This window comes from Pseudomonas sp. MN1F (genome assembly GCF_009391885.1).
Classification (GTDB): Bacteria; Pseudomonadota; Gammaproteobacteria; order Pseudomonadales; family Pseudomonadaceae; genus Aquipseudomonas.
Map to the genome: position 1 here is coordinate 108,101 of NZ_VZII01000047.1, position 23,547 is coordinate 131,647.

Annotated in this window: 22 protein-coding genes; 15 read left to right on the top strand and 7 right to left on the bottom strand. The window is 63.0% G+C overall.

From position 1 onward, the window contains the following. Positions 1-78: 78 nt before the first annotated feature. The 15 genes from F6X59_RS22775 to F6X59_RS22845 all read left to right on the top strand — a co-directional run bounded on the left by F6X59_RS22775 (position 79) and on the right by F6X59_RS22845 (position 13,754). Positions 79-744: an ABC transporter ATP-binding protein gene (locus tag F6X59_RS22775; protein ID WP_256669397.1), complete on the top strand. Its 666-nt coding sequence runs from the start codon at positions 79-81 to the stop codon at positions 742-744. Then, positions 741-1,634, top strand: a complete 894-nt coding sequence (locus tag F6X59_RS22780; RefSeq protein ID WP_372240494.1) for a biotin/lipoyl-binding protein — start codon at positions 741-743, stop codon at positions 1,632-1,634. Before F6X59_RS22775 ends, F6X59_RS22780 begins: the two co-directional genes overlap by 4 nt. Continuing rightward, on the top strand, positions 1,631-3,109 hold the full coding sequence (locus tag F6X59_RS22785; protein WP_152958240.1) for an efflux transporter outer membrane subunit: 1,479 nt from the start codon (positions 1,631-1,633) through the stop codon (positions 3,107-3,109). The genes F6X59_RS22780 and F6X59_RS22785 overlap by 4 nt, the downstream gene beginning before the upstream one ends. After that, positions 3,106-4,248, top strand: a complete 1,143-nt coding sequence (locus F6X59_RS22790) for an ABC transporter permease (protein ID WP_152958241.1) — start codon at positions 3,106-3,108, stop codon at positions 4,246-4,248. Before F6X59_RS22785 ends, F6X59_RS22790 begins: the two co-directional genes overlap by 4 nt. Positions 4,249-4,394: 146 nt before the next feature. After that, on the top strand, positions 4,395-5,588 hold the full coding sequence (locus F6X59_RS22795; protein WP_152958242.1) for a cation:proton antiporter: 1,194 nt from the start codon (positions 4,395-4,397) through the stop codon (positions 5,586-5,588). Between the two features lie 81 nt (positions 5,589-5,669). Continuing rightward, entirely contained in the window at positions 5,670-6,107 is a 438-nt protein-coding gene (locus tag F6X59_RS22800) for a YeeE/YedE family protein (RefSeq protein ID WP_152958243.1), read from the top strand. A 1-nt stretch (position 6,108) separates the two neighbouring features. After that, positions 6,109-6,537 carry a DUF6691 family protein gene (locus F6X59_RS22805; protein WP_152958244.1) on the top strand — a complete coding sequence of 143 codons (429 nt, stop codon included), beginning with the start codon at positions 6,109-6,111 and terminating at the stop codon, positions 6,535-6,537. 130 nt (positions 6,538-6,667) lie between these two features. Continuing rightward, positions 6,668-7,345, top strand: a complete 678-nt coding sequence (locus tag F6X59_RS22810; protein WP_152958245.1) for a thermostable hemolysin — start codon at positions 6,668-6,670, stop codon at positions 7,343-7,345. Continuing rightward, positions 7,335-8,798, top strand: coding sequence for an AMP-binding protein (locus F6X59_RS22815; RefSeq protein WP_152958246.1), 1,464 nt, complete (start codon positions 7,335-7,337; stop codon positions 8,796-8,798). Before F6X59_RS22810 ends, F6X59_RS22815 begins: the two co-directional genes overlap by 11 nt. Positions 8,799-8,806: 8 nt before the next feature. After that, a complete protein-coding gene (locus F6X59_RS22820) occupies positions 8,807-9,487 on the top strand; it encodes a TenA family transcriptional regulator (RefSeq protein ID WP_152958247.1) in 681 nt (226 codons plus the stop codon). Beyond that, positions 9,474-10,280, top strand: a complete 807-nt coding sequence (locus F6X59_RS22825) for an SDR family oxidoreductase (RefSeq protein ID WP_152958248.1) — start codon at positions 9,474-9,476, stop codon at positions 10,278-10,280. Before F6X59_RS22820 ends, F6X59_RS22825 begins: the two co-directional genes overlap by 14 nt. After that, entirely contained in the window at positions 10,277-10,918 is a 642-nt protein-coding gene (locus F6X59_RS22830) for a hypothetical protein (protein ID WP_152958249.1), read from the top strand. The genes F6X59_RS22825 and F6X59_RS22830 overlap by 4 nt, the downstream gene beginning before the upstream one ends. 2 nt (positions 10,919-10,920) lie before the next feature. Then, a complete protein-coding gene (locus F6X59_RS22835; RefSeq protein WP_152958250.1) occupies positions 10,921-11,583 on the top strand; it encodes a response regulator in 663 nt (220 codons plus the stop codon). Continuing rightward, a complete protein-coding gene (locus F6X59_RS22840; protein ID WP_152958251.1) occupies positions 11,580-12,944 on the top strand; it encodes an ATP-binding protein in 1,365 nt (454 codons plus the stop codon). The genes F6X59_RS22835 and F6X59_RS22840 overlap by 4 nt, the downstream gene beginning before the upstream one ends. 111 nt (positions 12,945-13,055) lie before the next feature. Continuing rightward, on the top strand, positions 13,056-13,754 hold the full coding sequence (locus tag F6X59_RS22845) for an ion channel (protein WP_152958252.1): 699 nt from the start codon (positions 13,056-13,058) through the stop codon (positions 13,752-13,754). A gap of 56 nt (positions 13,755-13,810) precedes the next feature. On the opposite strand, the gene F6X59_RS22850 is transcribed toward F6X59_RS22845, so the two are convergent. From F6X59_RS22850 to F6X59_RS22880, 7 genes are all read right to left on the bottom strand, one after another. Further along, positions 13,811-15,508 (bottom strand): SulP family inorganic anion transporter, encoded by a 1,698-nt coding sequence (locus tag F6X59_RS22850; RefSeq protein ID WP_152958253.1) that lies wholly within the window; start codon positions 15,506-15,508, stop codon positions 13,811-13,813. A gap of 3 nt (positions 15,509-15,511) precedes the next feature. Continuing rightward, complete coding sequence (locus F6X59_RS22855; protein WP_152958254.1) at positions 15,512-16,915, bottom strand: DUF2252 domain-containing protein; 1,404 nt, start codon at positions 16,913-16,915, stop codon at positions 15,512-15,514. A gap of 286 nt (positions 16,916-17,201) precedes the next feature. Beyond that, complete coding sequence (locus F6X59_RS22860; RefSeq protein ID WP_152958255.1) at positions 17,202-18,314, bottom strand: alkene reductase; 1,113 nt, start codon at positions 18,312-18,314, stop codon at positions 17,202-17,204. 157 nt (positions 18,315-18,471) lie between these two features. Next, complete coding sequence (locus F6X59_RS22865) at positions 18,472-19,440, bottom strand: XdhC family protein (RefSeq protein WP_152958256.1); 969 nt, start codon at positions 19,438-19,440, stop codon at positions 18,472-18,474. Positions 19,441-19,489: 49 nt separating this feature from the next. Then, the gene (locus tag F6X59_RS22870; protein WP_152958257.1) at positions 19,490-21,709 is read right to left on the bottom strand and encodes a molybdopterin cofactor-binding domain-containing protein; all 2,220 of its coding nucleotides are present in this window, start codon (positions 21,707-21,709) and stop codon (positions 19,490-19,492) included. Next, a complete protein-coding gene (locus tag F6X59_RS22875) occupies positions 21,702-22,175 on the bottom strand; it encodes a (2Fe-2S)-binding protein (protein WP_152958258.1) in 474 nt (157 codons plus the stop codon). The genes F6X59_RS22870 and F6X59_RS22875 overlap by 8 nt, the downstream gene beginning before the upstream one ends. Beyond that, a complete protein-coding gene (locus F6X59_RS22880; protein WP_152958259.1) occupies positions 22,172-23,440 on the bottom strand; it encodes a cytochrome c in 1,269 nt (422 codons plus the stop codon). Before F6X59_RS22880 ends, F6X59_RS22875 begins: the two co-directional genes overlap by 4 nt. Between the last annotated feature and the right edge of the window lie 107 nt (positions 23,441-23,547).

Here is a 23,547-nt window from a genome sequence, read left to right on the forward strand (position 1 = left end):
CGCAATGCTTGATGGGAGAGCATGATGGCCGAGAGCACGCTTGATACTGTTGCGGGTCCCGCCATTGCCGCAAAGGGCTTGAGCAAGTGGTTTGGTGATGACGCTGCTCGCATCAAAGCCGTCGACGACGTGACATTGAGCGTGCGGTTCGGCGAAATGGTCTACATCGTGGGGCCTTCAGGCAGCGGCAAGACCACGCTGTTGAGCATGCTCTCGGGCATTTTGCGCCCCGACACTGGCAGCGTCGTCATCAATGGCCAGGACATCTGGGCCCTGGATGCCAACCAATTGGCCGAATTGCGGCTGCAGCAGTTCGGTTTCGTGTTCCAGGACTATCACCTGTTCAGCAAACTCACCTGTGCCGAGAACGTGGCGATTCCGCTGATCCTCAGGTATCAGCCTTGGCGCACGGCACTTGCCGCAGCCCGGCAAGTGCTGGGCATTGTCGGGCTTGCCGAACGTGCTGAGCTGACGCCAGCAAAACTGTCTGGCGGCGAACAACAACGGGTGGCCATTGCACGGGCGATGGTTGGCCAGCCTGGCCTGCTCATTCTGGACGAGCCAACGGCATCGCTTGACGGTGACACCGGCAAACTCATCATCGCCTTTGTCAGGGAGCATGTGCTTAGCCCACGCTGCTGCGTACTGATCGTCACCCATGACACCCGCATCGAACGCTATGCCGATCGAATCGTGCATATGGAGGATGGCCGGGTCATGGAAAGTGACCGGGTGCGGCCGTGAAAAGGCCCTGGCTGTTGGCATTGGCTCCGCTGGGTGTAGTGGCCGGGTTGATCGCAGCGTTTCTGTTTGCACGCACGCCTCGCCCATTGCCGCCGGCGTTCCCTCCCGCCAGCAGCAGTTTCCAGGCGGCCATCTATGCCAATGGCATCATCGAGAGTGAGCAGGCCGGGGGGAGCGATATCGTCATTTTCCCCCAGGTAGCGGCCCCGGTAACCCGCATCCTGGTGCATGAAGGGCAGGCGGTAAGCCGTGACTCGCCGTTGGTGACCCTGGATGACGCTGTGCCTCGGGCAAACCTTGAGCTGGCGCAGGCAAACCTGGCCATTGCCCGCGACCAGTATGCCAAACGCCTGGCCGCCTATGGCATTGATGCCAGGTCGATCAGCAAGGACGCCCTGGACACCGCAAAGAACCAGGCCGCCCAGGCCCAGGCCGCGTTCAAGGCCGCTGCCGCCGAATTGGCCCGCTATGTGATCAAGGCGCCCAGCGACGGCATTGTGGTCACCATCAACAGTGCCGTAGGCAGCTATGTATCGCCGCAGGGGGCCTACAGCATCCACACTCAAGGCTTCAACCCCTTGCTGGTGATGACCAGCGCGCAGGATCGCCTGGTGGTGCGTTGTTACGTCGATGAGATACTGATCGGCAAATTGCCGCCTGTTGACCTGATCCAGGCCGAGATGACCGTGCGCGGGACGCACATCAGGGTACCGCTGGAGTTCGTGCGGGTTCAGCCCTATGTCACGCCCAAGATCGAGCTGTCCAATCAACGGCAGGAACGGGTGGATCTTCGGGTGCTGCCTGTGCTTTTTCGCTTTGACAGCAAGGCACTGCCCCCGGTCTATCCAGGACAGCTGGTGGACGTTTTCATCAGCCGGAAAACACCATGAGCCGTTTGCGACGCAGGCTACAGGCCGCATGCGCTGGGTCGCCGTGTGCGCTGCTGCTGATCGCCAGTTGCACAGTCGGGCCCGACTTCAAGCCGCCTGAGGCCCCTGATCGACAGCTGTATTGGCAGGGCACCCTTGCCAACCCGATCGAAGCGCAGGGGCAGAGCCAGGGTTTCGTGCCTGGTGGCGACCTGCAATGGGACTGGTGGACACTGTTCCGCTCGCCCGCCCTGGATGCTGTGGTTAGGCTAGCCATTTCCCGCAATCCCAGCCTGCGGGCGGCTGAAGCCAGCCTGCGGCAGAGTCAGGACCTGCTGAAGGCCGGTCAGGGTGTCTACTACCCGCAAGTGAGCGGTCGTTTTGCCGGATCTCGTCAGCAGGGCAACGCCGGGCAGCCGGGACTTGCCACGGCGGATTCGATATTCAATGTTGTGACCCTCAGTGGCACGGTCAGCTATGCGCTCGATGTGTTCGGCGGTGAACGGCGGGCAGTGGAGGGCCTGCAAGCACAGGTCGATGTGCAGGCCGATCGCCTGCGCGCTGCGTTTCTTGCCCTGACAGCGAACGTGGTCAACACCGCCATAGCCCGTGCGGCTTATGCGGCGCAAATGCAGGCCTCCGAGCAACTGATAGCCTTGCAGCAACAGCAACTGGAGGTGACCCAGGTGCAGGTTCGCAGCGGCACACTCGCCGATTCGGCGCAATCCAGCCTCAGAAGCCTGATCGCGACCAACCAGGCGCAGCTGGCTGAGCTGAAGCAACGGTATACCCAATCGGGTCATCTGCTGGCGCTATTGGGGGGCTCGGCACCGAACCAGATGCTGCTGCCTGATATCAGCTTGGGCAGCTTGTCGCTACCGCACGACTTACCGGTCAGTTTGCCCTCGGCCCTGGTGCGTCAACGTCCCGACATACGGGTGGCCGAAGCGCAGTTGCATCAGGCCAGCGCCGACATCGGGGTGGCCACTGCCGCGATGTTTCCCAGTGTCACGCTGTCGGCGCAGTACGGTACGGCCGGCACTGCCATGAGCTCGCTGTTTTCGAAACGCTTCTGGTCGATTGGCCCCTCCATCGATATTCCGCTGTTCGAAGGTGGGCGACTGTGGTTTGGCCGTGAGGCAGCCCGGGAGGCCTATCGGCAGGCCGCTGCTTCCTACCGGCAAGTCGTGCTGTCAGCATTTGCGCAGGTCGCGGATGTGCTCGACGCCTTGCAACTGGACGCTGTGGCTCTGCAAAAACGCAGCGAGTCAGCCGCGGCGGCTGAAGCGGCGCTGCAAGCGGTGCAGGCCAGCTACCGGGCAGGGCTGGTGCCCTACGTCGATGTGCTGGTCGCCGATGTGCAATTGCAACAGGCCAACATGTTGTTGCTCGATGCTTCAGCTCAGCGGCGCCAAGACACGGTCGCGTTGTACGTCGCGCTCGGTGGTGGTTGGTGGCATGCGCCTCAAGTCGGCAGCGGGGGAGAGGCGCCATGAAATATGCAGGGATCCTGCGCATCGGCTACAAGCTGTTGGTCAACGACCGGGCCAAGTTTTCCGCGCTGCTGGTCGGCTTGACGTTCTCGGTATTCCTGATGATGCAGATGACGGCCATGTTTGCCGGCATTCTGACCAGGGCCTATTCGACGGTCACCAACATCGGTGCGCCGATATGGGTGATGGATCCGGCGGTCAACACGCCGACTGCGGTCATTGCGTTGCCGGACTATCTGCTGGATGCGGTGCGCAGCATGGAGCAGGTGGAGTATGCCGTGCCGGTGTTCATCGGCAATGCCCAGGCCCGGTTGGCCGATGGCACCTACCAGATCGTCAGTGTGGTGGGGCTGGACGATACCAGCCTCTATGGGCGCCCGGAGCTGGAGCAGGGCGCCATCGAGGCGCTCTACGGCGAAAACGCCTTCATCGTCGTTCATGACTCGGAGTTCAGCAAGCTCGGCAGCCCCACGCTAGGCACCGAGTTCGAACTCAATGATCATCGCGGCACCGTGGTCGGCATCGCCAAGGTGTTGTCCAGCGGGCTGATCGGCGTCCCGACCCTCTACACCACCTACCGGCGAGCCATCGAATACATACCGACTGCGCGATTCACGATTTCCTACATTCTGGTCAAGCCGAGAACTGCGCCTGGGGCCATGCAAATTCGCCAGGAGGTCGCCCAGTTGGGCTATCTCGCGCTGACCAAGGCCCAGTTCAACCAGCGGATCGCGGATTACTACATCTACCAGACGGGCGTGGGTACCAATATCCTGCTGATGACACTGATCAGCTTCCTGGTGGGTTTATCCATCTCAGGACAGACGTTCTACAGTTTCATCCTCGAGAACCTGGACAAGTTCGCGGCACTCAAGGCCATGGGGGCGAAAGCCCAGGATCTGGTACTGATGATTCTGTTCATGGCGATCTCGTGCGCATTGACCGGGTATGGATTGGGCGTTGGGCTGATGACGGGTGTGATTGTGCTGGTGCGATCGTACCTGCCCAATTACGCCGCCATTGTGACCTTCTGGAACCTGGGCCTGACGTTTGGCCTGGTTTCATTGATTGCCGGCACCTCCAGTTACCTGGGTATTTGCAAGGTATTGCGCGTGGAGCCGTTCGAGATTTTTCGTTCTTGACGCGTGGGACATGGCCGTTGCCGGCATCGGCGGCGCTTTATTACCTGCATAGTTGACTTAGGATAACTTCTGCCACCTTTCAGATCGTCGCGTTGCACGTGCAGTGATAGCGTTCGTACATACGCTTTTGATCCGGAGGCGTGGCCATGTATCAGAACCTGGCTGTTCTGGCCGCCTTGCTGGTGCTGTACGCCAGCCTGGCCGGCGCGCTTGAATCCAAACCGGTTAATGGGCCGCTGTTGTTCCTGCTGGCGGGCCTGGCGGCAGGTCCCTCCGGGCTTGGGCTGTTGAACCTTTCGCTGGACCGCAACGATCTTCGCTTGCTGGCCGAGCTTACCCTCGCAATCGTGCTGTTCAACGATGCCGCCAAGGCCGACCTGGCCCAATTGCGTCAATCCCGTAGCCTGCCGCTGCGCCTGCTGACCCTGGGGCTGCCGCTGACGTTGATTGCAGGCTGGCTTGCCGCTTGGCTGCTGTTCCCGCAGATGCCCTGGCTGGAGATGGCGCTGTTGTCGACGATACTGGCGCCGACCGATGCCGCCCTTGGCAAGGCGGTTGTGAGCAACCCCGAGGTGCCGGCCAATGTGCGCGAGAGCCTGAATGTCGAAAGCGGGTTGAATGACGGCATCTGCGTGCCGGTACTGCTCTTGCTGTTGGCATTGTTGATGGAGGCTCACTCGACGATGCCTTTTGCCTTGGCGGGCTATTTCTTCCTGGAGGAGTTGGGTATCGGTGTTCTCACGGGGGCGGCGCTTGCGCTGTTGGTGGGCGGGCTGTTACGTCTGTCGCAACGCCATTGCCTGCAGATCGAGGCCTGGCAGCAATTGGTGATGCCCGCGCTGGCATTACTGAGCTTCGCCTGCGCCCAGGCACTGGGGGGTAGCGGCTTCATCGCCGCATTTTGCGCAGGGTTGCTGACAGGTTACCTGTTCAACCGGGAAACGCGGCCGTTGCTGGCCACCGCTGAGTCATGCGGTGAAGCGCTGTCGCTGCTGACCTGGGTGGTGTTCGGTGCCTACGTGGCGCCCAAGGCTTCGCAGATCATGGCGCCCTCCGTCTGGTTTTACGCACTCTCAAGCCTGTCGCTGGTGCGCATGCTGCCCGTCTGGATCAGCCTGGCGGGGAGCACACTCAGCGCCGAGAGCCGCTTGTTCATAGGCTGGTTCGGGCCCCGGGGTCTGGCTTCCATCGTTTTCGCGGTGTTGATACTGGATACGCCGTTGCAAGAGGGGGCTACGATCATCGCCTGTACCATCGCGTGCGTCATGCTCAGCGTGGTATTGCACGGCGTGAGTGCCTTGCCGGGGGCGCGGCGGCTGGGGCAGCGCGTTCGAGAATGAGGGTGTGACAAGCGAGCGACCGGCAAGCACAGCGCTAAGATAGAGTCGGTTCATTTCTGCAGTTCGATAGGGAGCACTGGGATGTTTGTTGATATGGCTGCCTTCACGCCGTGGTCGGCATTGGCAGGCGGAGGACTGATCGGCCTGGCCGCCGGGCTGTTCGTGGTGGCGAACGGGCGCATTGCCGGCATCAGTGGCCTGCTTGGCTCGCTGTTGCAGCGCGAGGGGGAAGGGCGAGGCGAGAAGCTGTCGTTCTTGCTGGGCATCATTGCGGCGCCACTGTTGTGGCGAGTGTTCTCGGCGATGCCGCCGGTGCATTTCAGTACGGGCCCCTGGTTGCTCATGGTCGCGGGGCTTCTGGTGGGCCTGGGTACCCGCTATGGCAGTGGCTGCACCAGTGGCCATGGGGTGTGCGGCCTGTCTCGCCTGTCCCCGCGCTCGGCGGTGGCGACGTTGTGCTTCATGGTGGCCGGCTTTGCCACCGTCTTCGTGGTTCGCCACCTTTTCCAAGGAGCCTGAAATGACCCGCATCAGCGCATTCATCGCGGGGTTGCTGTTCGGCATGGGGTTGTTGCTGTCGGGCATGGCGAACCCCACCAAGGTACTGGGGTTTCTCGACCTCGCCGGGCAGTGGGACCCGTCGCTGGCACTGGTCATGGTGGGCGCCATCGGAGCTGCTTTGCTGCCCATGGCCTGGGCGCGTCGGCACCCTGTGGCCTTGTTCGGCGGCGCAATGCAGTTGCCTGCCCGGCGTGACATCGACCGTCGCCTGGTCGGCGGCAGCCTGGTCTTTGGCATAGGCTGGGGGCTTGCCGGGGTGTGCCCGGGGCCGGCCCTGGTGCTGCTGGCCGGCGGCTTTTGGCAAGGCTGGCTGTTCGTCGCTGCGATGCTGGCTGGGATGGCGTTGTTCAATGGCTTGGAGGCGCTTGGCAAAAGCCGCCAGGCTTGAAACGGCCGGCGTTTGATGTTGATCGATGCGCCCGCGTCTGCAGGCGGCCTGCCTGTATGCATGGGTCTTCAGATTCCCTTCAGATTCGCCACGGATACTCGCCCTGACCAACCCAGTCGGGGGGAGCTTCATGACTCAAACCCTATGGAGCAGCCTGCTCCCATTACCCATCGGCACCCATGCTGAGCACCACGCCCATTTATCCCTGCACCTGCAGGACGATCAGGGGCGTGGCGAGCTGGAGCACTTCATTCATCAGTGTTTCGCCAACGTACACCAGGCCGACGTCCACCACTACCTGCCGGAGCTACTGGCCCTGCGCGACCATCATGGGCGGCTGATGGCGGCGGCCGGGATGCGCCCAGCCAGTAGCGGGCCGCTGTTTCTCGAGGGCTATCTGGATGAGCCCCTGGAAAACGCGGTTTCCAGAGTGGCGGGCGTGACGTTGGGGCGCGAGTGCATGGTCGAGGTTGGCAACTTGGCCTCGCTCAGCGCCGGCAGCGCCCGGATCATGATCACCACCGTGACCTGGCTGCTTGCCACTCGGGGGTTGCAGTGGGTGGCGTTCACCGGCGCATCGACACTGATCAACAGTTTCCAGCGCCTGGGGCTGGTGCCGACGGTGGTGGCCCAGGCCGACCCCGCCCGCCTGGACGAGTCGGCGCAGCATTGGGGGCACTATTACGACCAGCATCCGCAGGTGTTCGTCGGCAATATCCAGCATGGCTTCGAGCGCCTGGAGTCGGCAGGCGTGTTCCGGCGCCTTGGGCTGCCTGCGCTGAACAAGGAGGCCGGCCATGCCGCATGAGCTGGAGCGTTTCAAGCAGTTGCTGCTTGCCCTCGGCCGTGAGCGCGGCGATGCGCTGGCCGTGGAGGGCGTCAATGAGCGGTTCACCTACAAGCAATTGCTGGCCGAGGTCTGGCTGCGCGCCAAGGCCTTGAGCGCGCACCCCCCTGGCGTGTTGGCCCTGGCGCTGGATAACGGCCCTGAACTGCTGTTCTGGGACCTGGCGGCACTGGTTTCGGAGCGCGCCTGCGTGATCGTGCCAACGTTCTTCAGTACGGCGCAGGTGCACCACTGCATCGAACAGTGCGGCGCAAGCCTGGTGCTTTGCCAGCCTGCCTGGGAGGGTGTGTTCAGCCAGCTGGGCTTTGTGCAGCAGGAGGCATTCTGGACGCGCGATCTGGCAGCGCCGGTGGTGCTGCCTGAGGGCACCGCCAAGGTCACCTATACCTCTGGCAGCACGGGTACGCCCAAAGGCGTTTGCCTGGGCGCCGATGCCATGCTGCGTGTCGCGCATGAACTGCAGCTGGCCAGCCGGCCTAGCGAGCCCCAGCGCTACCTGGCGGTGTTGCCGCTGGGCGTACTGCTGGAAAACCTGGGCGTTTACGCCGCACTCATGGCAGGCGCCAGCGTGTTGCTCTACCCGCAGGCGCAACTGGGTATGGGCGGCGCCAGCCAGGTCGATTTCAAGCGCTTGCTCGGGGCCATTGCCTTGAGCGGCGCGCAGAGCCTGATCCTGGTGCCGCAGCTGTTGATGGGCCTGGTCACGGCGATCGAGCGGGGGCTGATGCGGGTTGGCCCACTGCGCTTCGTCGCGGTCGGCGGGGCACGGGTATCGCCCAGCCTGCTGGCGCGGGCCGAGGCCATCGGCTTGCCGGTTTTCGAGGGCTATGGGTTGTCGGAGTGTGCCTCGGTGGTGGCACTGAACCGCCCGGGGGCGATGCGTCGAGGCAGCGTCGGCCGGCCATTGCCCCATGTTCAGGTGCGCATCGCCGAGGATGGCGAGGTACTGGTTAACGGTTCCGTGCTGCTTGGCTACCTGGGGGAAGCCCCTGCCTCGTCGGACTGGTGGGCCACCGGAGACCTGGGTTACTTCGATGACGACGGCTATCTGTATCTGAACGGGCGCAAGAAACACCAGTTCATCACCAGCTTCGGGCGCAACGTCAACCCCGAATGGGTGGAAGCCGAGCTGACCCAGAGTGGCGTGATTGCCCAGGCGTTCGTGCACGGCGAAGGGCTTGCACGCAACCTGGCATTGCTTTGGCCGCTTGACCCCGAAGCCTGCGACGAGGCCATCGAGCAGGCCGTGCAGTGCAGCAATGCCACCTTGCCTGACTACGCCAGGGTGCATGCCTGGCGGCGCCTGCCAGGCCCGCTGACGCCCGGCGAAGGCACCCTGACCGCCAATGGCCGCCCGCGACGCGAGGCGATCCTGCAGCGTTATCACACCCTGTTGTCCGACATTCTGTTGTGAGGTCCGTCATGTCATTTTTCGACACCCTGCAGTTGCAAACCAGCCACGAACGCCAGGCCCTGTTCGCGGTGCCGGTGATTCGTGAAGCCTTGGCCGGCCAGGTCAGCCGGGACAGCTACATCGCCTTCCTGACCCAGGCCTACTACCATGTGCGCCACACCGTGCCGCTGATGATGGCCTGCGGCGCGCGTTTGCCTTCGCGCCTGGAATGGTTGCGCGGCGCCGTCTGCGAGTACATCGAGGAGGAATACGGCCACGAGCAGTGGATCCTCAACGATATCAAGGCCTGTGGCGGTGACTGGGAGGCGGTGCGTGACGGCCGGCCGGCATTGCCGATCGAGCTGATGGTCGCCTACCTGTACGACCTCATTGCCCGGGGCAACCCGGTGGGGCTGTTCGGCATGGTCAACGTCCTCGAGGGCACCAGCATCGCCCTGGCCACCCATGCCGCAGGTTCGATCCAGAGCAGCCTGGGGCTGCCGGACAGCGCGTTCAGCTACCTCAGCTCCCACGGTGCGCTGGACCAGGAGCACATGGTCACCTACAAGCGGCTGATGGACCGGCTGGACGAAGTCGATGACCATCAGGCGGTGATACACGCCGCCAAGGTGGTGTACCGGTTGTACACCGAGATGTTCGAAGGCTTGCCGCGTGCGGGCCAGGCCGAGGTGCAACATGCGCTTGCCTGAGTCGGTGGTGGTATTGACCGGCGCCAGTGGTGGCATCGGGCTGGAGCTGGCCGAGCAACTGTGCGCGGCCGGGGCCAGGGTGCTGGCGGTAAGCCGGCACCTGGGCAAGCTGGCGGGCCTGATGAACCGTTATCCGGACCGCCTGCGCTGGCAGACCGCCGACCTGCGTACCTCGCAAGGCCGCGAGCAGGTCGTCAGCCGGGCCCGGGAGATGGGTGGGTTCAATGTGTTGATCAACGCCGCCGGGGTAAACCGGTTCGCCTTGCTCGACCAGCTGGATGAACACGCACTGGACGAGCTGCTGGACATCAACCTCAAGGCACCCCTGCAGCTGACCCGCGCCTGCCTGCCGCTGCTGCGCGAGCAACCCAAGGCGCTGGTGGTCAATGTCGGGTCCACCTATGGCTCGATCGGCTACCCCGGTTACGCCACCTATTGCGCCAGCAAATTTGCCCTGCGGGGGTTCTCCGAAGCGCTGCGGCGCGAGTTGGCCGACACCACGGTGAATGTGCTGTATGCCGCGCCGCGGGCCACCCGCACAGCCATGAACAGCAGTGCCGCAACGGCGCTCAACCAGGCGCTGAAAGTCGGCATGGACGATCCTGCCGATGTCGCCCGTGCCGTGCTCCAGGCCGTGCAGTCCGAGCGCAGCGAACTGTACCTGGGTTGGCCAGAGAAGCTCTTCGTACGCATCAACGGCATGTTGCCGGGGGTTGTCGACCGTGCGCTGCGCAAGCAACTGCCGGTTATTCGCCGCTACATCGGTGGCCATTCCAAGGAGTCGAACAAATGAAGCGTCTGTTCATCGCCAGCTTGCTGGCATTCGCCCCCTTCAGTTGGGCACTGGACACCGCAGGCACGCAACACCTGAGCGATCTGCAACAGCGCTGGGCGCAGATCCAGTACCAGTTACCCAAGGAAAAACGTGCCGATGCGTTCGAAAAGCTGGCCGCTGATGCCACGGCGTTCGTGCATCAGTACCCCGGCACGCCTGAGCCCCTGATCTGGGAGGGCATCATCAACAGCAGCTGGGCAGGCGCCGTCGGCGGCCTGGGCGCGCTGGGCAAGGTCAAGGCGGCCAAAGCCAGCCTGGAGCAGGCCATGAAGCTGGACCCCAACGCCCTGCAAGGCTCGGCCTACACCAGTTTGGGCACGCTCTACGACCAGGTGCCAGGCTGGCCGATCGGTTTTGGTGACAGTGAAATGGCCGACAAGATGCTGCGCCAAGCCCTGCAGATCAACCCCAACGGGATCGACAGCAACTACTTCTGGGGCGATCATCTGTATCGGCAAAAGCGCTACCCTGAAGCCATCGCCGCCTTGCACAAAGCCTTGCAGGCGCCGCCCCGGCCAGGGCGTGAGCTTGCTGACCAGGGCCGGCGTGCCGATATCGATGCTTTACTCAAGGCCATCAAGGACAAACAGGACTGAACATGCGGCTGCTGCTGGTTGAGGACGATACCGCGCTGGGTGAGGGCATCTGCGACGGCTTGCGCCAGGCGGGCTACACGCTCGATTGGCTGCGTGATGGCGTGAGTGGCTTGCATGCGTTGCAGCATGAGGTGTTCGACCTGGTCATTCTGGACCTTGGCTTGCCGCGCCTGGATGGCATCGAACTGCTGCGCCGGGTGAGGGCAGGGGGCAACAGCCTGCCGGTGTTGATCCTCACCGCGCGCGATAGCCTCGATGATCGCATCACCGGCCTGGACGCAGGCGCCGATGATTACTTGGTGAAGCCTTTCGACCTCAACGAGCTGAAGGCCCGTTTGCGGGCCTTGCTGCGGCGCAGCGCCGGGCGTGCGACGGTGCTGATCGAACATGCCGGTGTCAGCCTCGACCCTGCCACCCAGCAAGTGCACTACAACGGTGTGGAAGTCATCCTGACCCCCAAGGAGTATCGACTGCTGCATGAGTTGCTGGCCCAACCTGGCAAGGTCTTCACCCGCGAACGCCTGACCCAGCTGCTGTACGGCTGGGATGAGGAGCCCGAGAGCAATACGCTGGAGGTGAACATCTACCACCTGCGCAAGAAACTCTTCAATGGCCTGATCCGCACGGTCCGCGGTATTGGCTATCTGGTCGAGGGCAAGGCATGAGTTCGCTGCGCCAACGCACACTCTGGCGGGTGATGTTCCTGTTGTTGGTCGGCACTGGCCTGCTGGTGCTCTACAACTACCACGACAGCCGCCATGAAATTAACGAAGTGTATGACGCGCACCTCGCCCAGAACGCGCGTTTGCTGCAGGGTGTCATGAGCATGCCAGTGCAGGATGACGCGCGTGAGGCCATGTTCCGCGCGTTCAACGAAGCGTTGGGGCAAGCCGGTCGCAGTCGGGTCGGCCACCCTTACGAAAGCAAGCTGGCATTTCAAGTCTGGGGGGAGGGTGGTGTGCTGCTGGTGCATACGCCGAGTGCCCCCCGGCTTGATCCGTTGCCGAGCGCCCCGGGTTTCTACGACTTTGCCAGTGGCGACAAGCAATGGCGCGGTTTCGTCTTGCCGGTACCGGAAAAGAACTGGGTGATCTGGGTCGGCGAGCGTGACGATGTGCGTTACGACCTGATCGACCGGATCGTACGCCACACCTTGTTCCCCTTCCTGCTCGGCAGCCTGGCCCTGGCGCTGTTGGTCTGGGCCGCCATTGGCTGGGGGCTGCGGCCGTTGCAGAACATGGCCAATGTCATCCGTGGGCGGCACGCCAATTCGCTGGAACCGCTGCAACTGGTACCTCTGCCATCGGAGCTTGAGCCCATGCAGGCGGCCATCAACCGCCTGTTGGCGCAGATCGAGGACTTGCTGCGGCGTGAGCATCGCTTCATTGCCGATGCCGCCCATGAGATGCGTACGCCGCTGGCGGTACTGCGCCTGCACGCGCAGAACGCGCTCGAGGCCAGCCACGAGGCGGAGCGTCACAAGGCCTTGGGTTTTGTCATTGGCGGGGTCGACCGCTTGACCCGGGTGGTCAATCAACTGCTGACCCTGGCCCGTGTCGAGCCTCGCCTGGGGCAACGCGCTACCGCTCCGGTCGACCTTGCCGAGGTGGTGACCGAGACCATGGCCGAGCTGACCCCCTGGATACTGGACCGTGGCCTGGAGCCTTCGCTGGATATTGGCGAAGGGGATCATCATCTGGCCGTCGATGCCGGTGCGCTGACGATCGCCCTGCAGAACCTGGTTTCCAACGCGGTGGAGCACTCGCCACCCGGTGGGCGCATCACGGTGCTGCTCAGGCGTCTGGACAATCGCTTCGAACTGATCGTCGAAGATGAGGGGCCGGGTATCGAAGAGGCGCAGTTGTCGCGCGTTTTCGAGCGTTTCTACAGCCGTAACAGCCCCAATGGGGCCGGCCTTGGATTGTCCATCGTGACCACCATCATCGACCGGCTTGGCGGCCACGTGCATCTCGAAAACCGTGTCACTGGCGGATTGGCTGCCACCTTGTCGCTGCCCCTGGCCTGAGGCAACCGGCGCGCTCACTTCTGACTAGACTCACTTGCACCTGCCCTTTCAAATCTGGGCCACCGCACCTCCCCCTGTTGCGAGCGGTGGTACGTGCGCCAGGAAGACTGTATGGAAAATCCGAAAGACAAGACAGCGTCTGACGCAGACCTGGCCCAGATGATCCTGGGTGTGGGGCCGTGCACCAATCTGTTGCTTCTTTTGATTGGCCTGATCCTCGTGTTCCCGCACCTGGAGGAAGGGCTGATAGCGCGTACGCTGCTCGGTGTCATGTTCTCGGGTGTATTGCTCGTGGGCGCTTTCGCTACCCCGCAGACTCAGCGAGCATTCAGCCTCAAACTGGGCCTGGCAGTGCTGGGTATCAGCCTTCAATGGACGGCATTGTGGACGGTGAATCTGACCATCCTGAAGCTTGCCGGGATAACGTATGCGGTGTCTTTGATCATCACGATCGCAGGGGTTCTTCGCTATGTGCTCAAGCGGGGGCAAATTACCGCTGACAAACTGCACGGTGCGCTCGCGGGCTATATCATGATCGCGTTGGCCTGGTCGTTCATTTACGCTGTGACCGAGCTTTCGAAGACCTCTTCATTCGGCCCTGGCCTGCTCGATTTCACGCAGCCCGGCACGCTTTTCAAACTGATCTATTTCAGCTTCACGACCCTGACCACCACCGGGTTCGGTGATGTTGTGCCATTGACCAATAACGCCCGTTCATTAGTCATGGTCGAAGAGTTCACAGGCGTTTTCTACGTTGGCGTCCTTATCGCCCGGCTTGCCGGTCTCTACCCGTCGCCTTCGGTTCAGTAGCGCTTAGCGACTGTCGACCGTTTACGGTAAATCTCACGTTGCAAGTGAGGTGAAGGTCACCGGGATGCCTGGGTTTGCAGCTCGTACGCACTCAGCAGGTCGTCAAACCGCGGAAATATTGCATCCTCACCCAGTAGTTGCTTGATGTTGTATTGCGAACTGCTTGCAACATCCGGCATGACGTTGACGAGCACCATGCGTACGCCCTGAGCCTTCAGCGTGGCAGCGAGGCTGCGGATCATTTCGGCTGCCGAATAGTCGACATCATCGACCGCCGAACAGTCGATGCAGAACCAGCGCAATCCAGATACTGCCTGGGCGACCAGTTGGGTGACTTCTTCAGCCAATTGGCGGGTATTGGCGTAGTACATGCTGTGGGTGAAGCGGTAGATAAGCAGGCCAGGTCGTGCCTGGGCGCCACTGGACAAGACTTCGGGGTGCAGCTTGCCTGCATCGGTAGATGCCAGCAGCACGTTCTTCGGATGATAGCCTCTGCGCAGATGGTCAATGATCGACAGCACCATCGCCAGAATGATGCCCTGTTTCACCCCGACGAACACCACAGTCAAGAGGGTAATCAGGGCAACCCAGAACTCATTGCGGCGCTCCACATAGATATTCTTCAGGCCTTTGAAGTCGGTCAGCTCGATGCCGATCATGAACACGACGGCTGCCAGGACCGATTCCGGCATGTAAGCCAAGGGCGCCGTAAGGAACAGCAGCACCATCAGTACAATCAGCGCGGTCACCAATAGCGACAGTTGGCTGCGCCCGCCTGCGCTATCTACCATCTGCGTCTTGGTCGGGCTGCCATTGACCACGAAAGTCCCCGACAGCGCGGCCCCTACATTGGCCAGCGTCAAACCGACCAAATCGGTGTCCTCACTGAAGGCCTCGTTATAGCGGCTGGCATAGGCGCGCGAGGTGGCAGCGCTTTGCGCAAGAATCACCACGAACATGGCAAAGGCCGTTGGCAGCAGCCGGCTCAGCAGATCCAGGCTCCATGGCACATTGGGTATCCCGATGTGCGGAAGCCCGCCAGGTACCGTGCCAAGGACTGGCATATAGGCGGCGAAGTTCAGCAGCCAACTGAGCGTAATCGCACCAACGACGGCAATCAGCGCTCCAGGAATTTTATGGGACAGTTTCCGGCTCCCGAGAATCACGACCAGCACCAGCAGGGCCACGGCAATTGCCTGTCCGTTGAGCTGATTCAGCCGTTGCAACGTTGACCAGAGCTTACCCAGCACACCATGGCCCGCTTCCTGCAAGCCAAGCATTCCCTCCAACTGTCCGAGCGCGACTTGAATGCCTACGCCTGTTAAAAAGCCTACGAGCACGGTGCGCGACAGGAAGTCCGCCATGAATCCCAGGCGCACCAGTCGGGCCAGAATCAACAGGCCGGCAGCCATCAGTGCAAGCAATTGGGCAAGCGCCAGGTATTCATCCGTGCCAGTCGCTGCGAGTCCGACCAGTGCTGCCGAAAGAATTGCTGCGGTCGCCGAGTCGGCGCCAACTACCAAGTGTCGTGACGAGCCAAACAGGGCAAACAACACCGTCGGGATGAGCATGGTATAGAGCCCGGTAACGACGGGTGTACCGGAAATCTTCGTGTAACCCATGACCTCTGGGATCGCCAGTGCTGCCAGGGTGAGACCGGCGACAACTTCAGCGGGAATCTGCTTCAGGTCTAACGGCAGCAAGCCTTGCAGAACGGGCAGGTGGAATCTTTTGCGCGCAGTGGTTTCGGCCATTTCTCATTCCTCCTCAACCAGCACTTGCACGCGTCCGCTGTGCGCTGCCTTGACCAGTAGCGCATGGTCGCGGGCTGTCTGGTCTGCATACAGCAGGGCGAAGTCGCCCACGGACCGGTCAAAGGCGTCGCCCTTGCCCAGGTAACCGCTGATGGTTGCGGCGTCGCCGGACTTGGCGTGCGCGCGCGCCAAAGTCAAACCGCAGATGTCGGCATAGCGCTCCAGCTGGTGGGCAGTGACGCTCTCGACCGGGACGGACAGCTTCATGTCGCGTAGCTGGCGGACGAAATAGTCGCGTCCGCGGTGGCTGCGCGTCCAGCCGAGGAAGATGTCACTGGAGGACTGCATCAGGCGCTGGCCCATGACCACCCGTTGCCCTTGGTTGTGGTACTGGCTCCTGCCCGCATACGGCGCTAGCACCGAGCGACAGGACTCCTTGAACTGCAGGATCAGTGGGGCATTGCCTTCGGAGAACATCAGCACGATGAAGCAGCGAGTGCCGACGCTACCGATGCCCACGACCTTCAGCGCAGCGTCCACCATGCGGTAGCGGTCGAACAGTACACGGCGTTCATCGGAAAGACTGCCACGGTAGTCGGCCAGGTTCTCCTGCACGCGGTCCATGAAGTCGGCCTCGGCGACATGGTGAATGATCGGCGGTTGGTCGACGATGCGTGGATTGCCGGCGACCTGCTCAGCGATTTTCGGGAAGGTGTTTTCCACCACCCGCTCGTGGGCGCGGTCGATCAACTGCTGGCGGAACTTGCGGACCTTGTCGTCTGGCGCCATCTCCAGCAGCGTCTGGGTGTCCAGGCGCGAATACCAGACCTCCAGCGGGCTCATTTTCGAATAGACGCGCAGATTCTCGCGGTAGGCGCAAACGCAGGCGATGGCCGTGTCGCGTGCAACGGTGTCGGAGATGCCATTGTCGCGCGCGGCCACCGCGAAGCTCACGGCCAGGCGCTTGATATCCCATTCCCAAGGCGCCGGCAGGGTTTCGTCGAAGTCGTTGAGGTCGAACACCAGGTTGCGTTCGGGGGTGGCGAAAAGGCCGAAGTTGAGCAGGTGGCAATCGCCGCAGGCCTGCACCTTGACGCCGATATTGGGGCCCTTGGCCAGGTCATGGGCCATGAGCGCGGCTGAGCCGCGCAGGAAGGTGAAGGGGCTGCGCAGCATGCGTCCGTAGCGGATTGGCACCAGTTCCTTGAGGCGGCCACGGTTGGACTTTTCCAGGATGGCCATGACATCGCGCTGGCGGCCGGGCGATTTCCAGATGGCATGTGTTTCGCGAGGGGTGTCGTTACGCAGCTGTTGTCCGTTGGCGATGCGCTCTTCGCGGGTGCGGAACTGCGAGGCAGGTTCGGCCTTCGCGAGTCGATTGCTGGAGGCCTTTTTGTCGGAGCCCATGATGCTTTCATCCCCGAAGTGATGTGGACGTGGAGGCCGCGCACTCACTGCGTGCTACAGCATTCGCAGAGTGTTCGCTGCTCGCCAACTACCCATGGTTGGAATGGCTCACACTTCAATCATTGAAAAGGACCTGCCTTGCACTAACTTGATCGACATCAAAAAACCGTCGATCAGGCGCCCGTCGACGGGTCACGGTATCAAGGCGGTCAGTGCCGAAGTCATGTTCGGCCCTGAACGCTAACCTGTCGGTAGGCGGCGGGGCGCTCGCCTACCGTCTCCACGCCTACGGATGGGCCGGATAGTCTATGTAGCCGTGTTCGCTGCCGCCGAAGAATGTACTGGGGTCGGGTGTGTTGAGTTGCAAAGCCTCCCGGATACGCCGTGGCAGATCCGGGTTTGCCAGGAACGGCCGACCAAACGCCACGACATCCGCACGCCCGTCCCGAATGGCTTTCTCTGCGGACGCAGCGTCATAGCCGCCGGCGATGACCAACACGCCTTTCCAGGCGTCCCTCAACGTGAGGATGATCTCGTCCCAGCGAGGGTCGTAGTCGTCATCCCTGACCGTACCGACGACTGCAGGCTCCACCAGGTGGAGATAGGCCAGCCCGTACCGATTCAATGATTCCACGATGTAGCTGAAGGTCTCGATGGGCGTGTCGTCTCCCATGCCCATGAAACGCCCCATCGGGGTAAGACGCACACCGACGCGGTCTGCACCGATCTCCTGCGCCACAGCCTGGACGATCGCCAGGAGCAGGCGCGCCCGGTTCTGGTAGGTGCCGCCGTATGGGTCGTTGCGCTGGTTACTGTTGCTGTTGATGAACTGGTCGAGCAGATAACCGTTGCCCGCATGGATTTCCACACCGTCCATACCGGCCTCGATGGCGTTGAGCGCAGCGTTGCGGTAGTCATCGATGATCCCGGCGATTTCTTCGACCTCCAGGGCGCGCGGCACCGGCACATCACCCCAGACCCCATTGCCGGCTTCATCGACGATGAATGTCTTGCCAGGCGCTGCGATGGCACTGGGGGCCACAGGCAGCCCATTGCCTGGCTGAAAGCTGGGATGCGAAACGCGCCCGACGTGCCAGAGTTGCATGAAGATGCGGCCATCGTGTTCATGTACCGCATCGCTTACCCGCTTCCAGGCCTGGATCTGTTCAGGCGTATGGATACCCGGGGTCCATGCGTAACCTTGCCCTTGCTGGGAGATTTGCGTGGCCTCGGTAATGATCAGGGCTGCGCTTGCGCGCTGAGCATAATATTCAGCAGCCATGGATGTCGGCACATTTCCCGGTTGCCCGGCACGCGAGCGGGTCAGTGGGGCCATCGCGATGCGGTGGGGAAGTTGCACAGCGCCCACGCGAATGGGATTGAACAGATAGCCAGTCATTGCTCGGTTCCTTTTAAAGTTGACAGTGAATGCTGCCTGGAGATGAAGCGGCGTCGCGGTTGTTTGCTGAAACGAGGTTAATGGCCAGGGCCGAATCTGATAATCGGCAGAAGCGGAGCAAGTGCATTGCGCAACTCGCAAAACATCGGGCCTGAACCTAAAGCGCGCGTCGCGCTTTACCTCGGTAGACCCGCAGCACATCGGCCATCACCGACAAGGCGATTTCGGCCGGGGTCCTGGAGCCGATATCCAGGCCAATGGGCATGTGCAGGCGCTCTATGTCAGCAGGCGACAAGCCGCCGATCCGCCGCAGTCGCTCTGCACGTTTTTCCGAGGTCCGCTTCGAGCCCATGGCACCGATGTAGAAAGCAGGGGTGTGCACAGCCTCCAGCAACGCGAGGTCGTCGATTTTCGGGTCATGGGTCAGCGCAACCACCGCAGTGGCCTCGTGGCAACCGCCGTTGGCGATATACAGCGAGGGCAACACGGGAATCAGCGTCACCCCCTCGATCGGCATCGCGGCCGCCTCTTCGCGCGGATCGCAAGCGATCACTTCGAAGCCCAGGGCCTTGGCGAACTGCCCGCAAGCCTGTGCCACGGGTGAAAGGCCGGCGAGCAGCAAGCGAAGGGCAGGGCCCAGGTTGATCTCAAGATGGCCTGCGCTGCGCACCACGGTGTCGGCACCGCCAGCGTAGGGCCTGGTGCTGCACAGGCCGCTCTCAAGGTCGATCACCCGTGTCAACCGATGTTGGCCACGCAGCGCATCCAGCAACTGGCCCAAGTGGGCGCGCCATTGCTCGGTGGGCCGTCTGTGCTCGACCAGCACATCCAGGCTGCCGCCACAGGGCAGTTGCAGGCGGCTGCGCTCTTCAGCGGTACGCCCGTAACTGACCACTTGCACGTTGGCAGCGTGCTCGCCACGGCCCAGTGCTTCGAGAAACGCCTCCTCGACGCAGCCGCCGGATAACGAGCCGCTGTGCGCGCCGTTCTGCACCGCCACCAGCATTGCACCGGGTGATCTGGGCGCCGATCCGAAGGTCGACAGGACCGTGCACAGCCATACCGTTTGCCCTTCGTCAGCCCAGGCCAGCGCCTGCTCAAGCACTGTCACATCAAGATGTTGCATCTAACGTTACCCTCTCAAGCGCTGGCCCCGGGTCGTCTGCTGCCCCTGCTCACGCCTTGCGGGCAAGGGGCAAGGCAAGCCGGCGGTGGCCAGTGGCGTCGGCCACCGCATTGCCGAGGGCTGCTGCCATCGGGCCCTGGACGATTTCCGCAGCGCCGAGAAACGGCTGCCCCGGCTGATCGATCATGTACACGTCTACCTGTCTGGGAAGCTGCGGGAAGCGCAGGATCGGATACCCGCTCCAGTCGTAGCTGCGTACCCCACCGGCGTCGTAACTCAGCGCTTCGTAGAGCGTCCAGCTGCTGGACTGGACGATGCCGCCTTCGACCTGGTTGCGAAGCCCGTCGGGGTTGACGATCTGGCCCACGTCCACCGCCGTGACCACCCGCTGGATCTCGATCTCGCCGGTTTGCGGATGCACCTGGATTTCCACCGCCACTGCGCAGTAGCCCATGATGTTCTTGTAGCGGGCGAAGCCCATGCCGATGCCGGTTCCCGGAGCCGGCGACCGGCGTGGCCAGCCGAATTCGTCCCGAGCCCTTGCGACCACCGCTCGAGCCCTGGGGTCGGTGAGGTGGCTGAGGCGGAACGCGACGGCATCAACCCCCGCCTGATCGGCCAGCTCGTCCAGGCAGGCCTCGATGGCGAAGACATTGATATGCGCCCCCAGCGAGCGCATCGCCGAAGTCCGGAACGGCATCTGGGTGATGAAGTTCATGTCGATGCTGGTTGCGCCCGTTTCGTACAGGGGGATCGCGTTGCGGTCGCCATCCCCTTCGGGCTGGGCAATCGGCACGGACGGCATCGAGGTGAACGGCCGGGCCAGCATCCGCGCCGGCACCAGGCGGCCGGCATTGGTGATGCGCTCGTTGTGCGGGGTGGTCCACAACTGGTACGTCCAGTTGTTGATCCGACCGTCGCTGCCCAGGCTGGCCTCCAGTTCTGCGAGCATGGCCGAGCTGTATGGCTCCCAGAGATTTTCCTGTTCACGCATCCACTGCACCCGTACGGGTACGCCTGGCAGGCGCATGGCGATCAGCGCTGCATCGGCCGCAGCGTCATCGGCGCCGTTATGCCCGTAGCATCCAGCGCCTTCAACATGGATGCAGCGGACGGCGGCTGGCGGCAGGCCGACCATCTCGGCGATGCCGGCCCGCAGGGGGAACACGCCCTGGGTATGGGTCCACACCGTCAGCAGGCCGTCCTTGAGCCAGGCAACCGAACAGGACGGGCCAATTGTGCCGTGCATCAGGTACTGCTTGGTGACGCGTGCACGGTAGGTCTTGCCGCTGGAAGGCGCTGCAACGCCGGCATGCTTGATCGGGTAGCGCCTGGACTGCAGCCTTGGCAGCACCTGGTGAATCACGGCCTGGTCGGGGATCACGTCGCCACCGGCCCAGGTCGCGGCCTCGTAGCCCGCTCGCATGGCCTTGACGGCTTGCCACTCATCCTTGGCCACCACGGCGAGGTAGTTGCCGTCCTCGATCACCTTGACCACACCTGGCAGGCCTTCGATGGCCCGCTTGTCGAAGCCGGTGAGCTGGCTGCCTGGGCGCGGGGGGCGGATCAAGCGGGCATGGACCATGCCCGGCAAGCGCATGTCCTGGACAAAGGCTGCGCCGCCGGTGACCTTTGCAGGGATATCCAGCCGCGGCAGCGCATGGCCGATGAGTTTGAACTGTTCGGGTGAAATGTCTGGCGAGCTGGCAGTGGCGTACTGGTGCAGGTCCACCCCGGCCACCGCCTCGGCGTAGCTCATGCGCGCACCGGACGGGGCAGTGACCATCGCATCGCCGGTGCTCAGCGCGGCGACGTCCACCCCCCACGTGCGTGCGGCGGACGCCATCAGCATCTGGCGAACCTGCGCGGCCGCATTGTACAGCGCCGTGCCGCTGTCGAAGATCGTATGGCTGCCGGCCGTATAGCCTTCGTTCGGGGTCAGGGCCGTATCGGCGGTGAGAAAAGTGATAGCGGCAGGGGGAACGTCCAGCCGCTCAGCCGCAATTTGCAGCAGCGCGGTCTTCACCCCGGTGCCCAACTCCACCTTGCCGGTGTACACCGTGATGCCTTCGGCGCCGACCTTGATCCAGGCGTCGAGATAAGGGTTGGTACGCAGGCTCCCCGGCAGGTCGGGGGCGAGCACGACAGTACCTAGCGTATCCACTTCGGTATCGGCCAGAGCCTTGCGTGCTGCCGGCATCAGCGTGAAGGCCATCAGCAGGCTGCTGCCCTGAAGGAACGCGCGGCGGCTGAAGTCGCTGTTAGCCATGCAGGCCACCGTTTTCGATGACGCGGGTGATGGCTTCGATGATCCGCAGGTGAGTACCACAGCGGCACAGGTTGGTCGCCATGTGGGCGCGAAGGGTCTGCTCATCGGGCTGCGGATTTTTCTCCAGCAGGGCCTGGGCGCGCATGATCATCCCGGCGATGCAGTAACCGCACTGGGCGGCCTGGGTATCGATGAAGGCCTGCTGCAAGGGGCCGGGGCGTTCTGCCGTGCCCAGGCTCTCGAGGGTGCGCACCTTGCGCCCTTGCATACCTGCGCAGGGTGTCACGCAGGAAAACACCGGTTTATCGTCGACGATGACGGTGCAGGCGCCGCACTGGCCCAGCCCGCAGCCATATTTGGCGCCATTGAGTGCCAGGTGGTTGCGCAAGGCGTAGAGCAACGGCATGTCCGGATCGATATCCAGGCTGTGCACCTGGCCGTTGACGGTGAGATTGACGTTACTCATGGGGTCTCCTGGCGCAGTGCCCGAACAGTGGCGTCCACATCGAGCCACGGCTGGTCCGGGCTCGCCTGATGGCGGATGAATTGGGCCAGTGCTGCGAGTTGCTGGTCGTTCAGGCTGGCAGCGAACGGCGGCATGGCAGGGCCCGGCTCACCGGGCATGGGCGCGATGCCTTCGAGCACCGTCTTAATGAAGTTGCGTGGTTCAGCGGCCAGCACCGCAGACGTGGCGGTCAGTGCAGGCCTGCTATCGATGGCACGCATCGGCGCTGCGGCGCCGTGGCAGCCGGCGCAGGCACCCTGGAAAAGGTCCTGACCCAAGCGGGCCGATTGCGCCGGTAGCGCAGTGCTGACGCCACCGGCGCTCGGCCTGGCAGCGCCCGCGGGCAGGCTCAGCAAATAGTGCGCGATGGCTTCGACGTCGGTCTGCGGCAGCCGCGCGAGCTCCTGGCTGACCGGGCGCATCGGGCCGGCCGGCGTGCCGTGGCTGTCTGCGACCTTGGCCTGCAGATAATCCACCAGCTGGGCCTCGGACCAAGGCTTCTCGCGACTGGCCAGGCCAAGCAGGGAAGGGGCTTGCCAGCCATCGACCACGCCACCTGAGAGTGCCAGGCTGTCTTTTTCGGCGCCGAGGAAGTTCAAGGGAGTGTGGCAGCCCCCACAATGGCCTGCACCTTCGACCAGGTACCGACCACGGTTCCACGGTTGCGACTGCTCGGCCGTCGGCGCGAAAGGCGCCGAGTGCAGGAACAGCAGATTCCAACCCGACACCAAGGGGCGGATGTTCATGGGGAACTTCATGCGGTTGGGTGTGGCCGGCTCGTACACGGGTGGGCCGCTCATGAGGTAGGCGTAGGCATCGGCCAGGTCTTCTTCGCTGAGCAGGCGGTAGTGCTTGTAGGGAAATGCCGGATACAGAAAATGACCGTCTCTGGAAACCCCGTCGCGCATGGCACGCTTGAATGCCTTGAGCGACCACGTGCCGATGCCGGTGGTGGCATCGGGCGTGATGTTGGTGCTGTAGAGCGTACCGAACGGCGTGACCAGTGGCAGGCCGCCTGCCAGGTACTTGCCGCCAGGGCGCGTATGGCACACTGCGCAGTCGCCGGCTGTTACGACAACGGCGCCGCGCGCTACCTGCGCGGGGTCGAAGGCCGCAGGCCTTTCAATCGCGCCGATCGCAGGTCGCCACATCAGGCCGGTAGCTACAGCCAAGCCGCCGATGCCCAGAGCAACCGCTGCCGCACTCCAAAGCTTCCTAGCCGACATTGATACCCTCCTCGCGCTTGAACCAACGCGCCGACTGGCCCGGACTCATCAGCGTTTTCCTCATCTTTTGCCTCGACTCATGGGTGCCGATTGGATGGTGGGAGCCT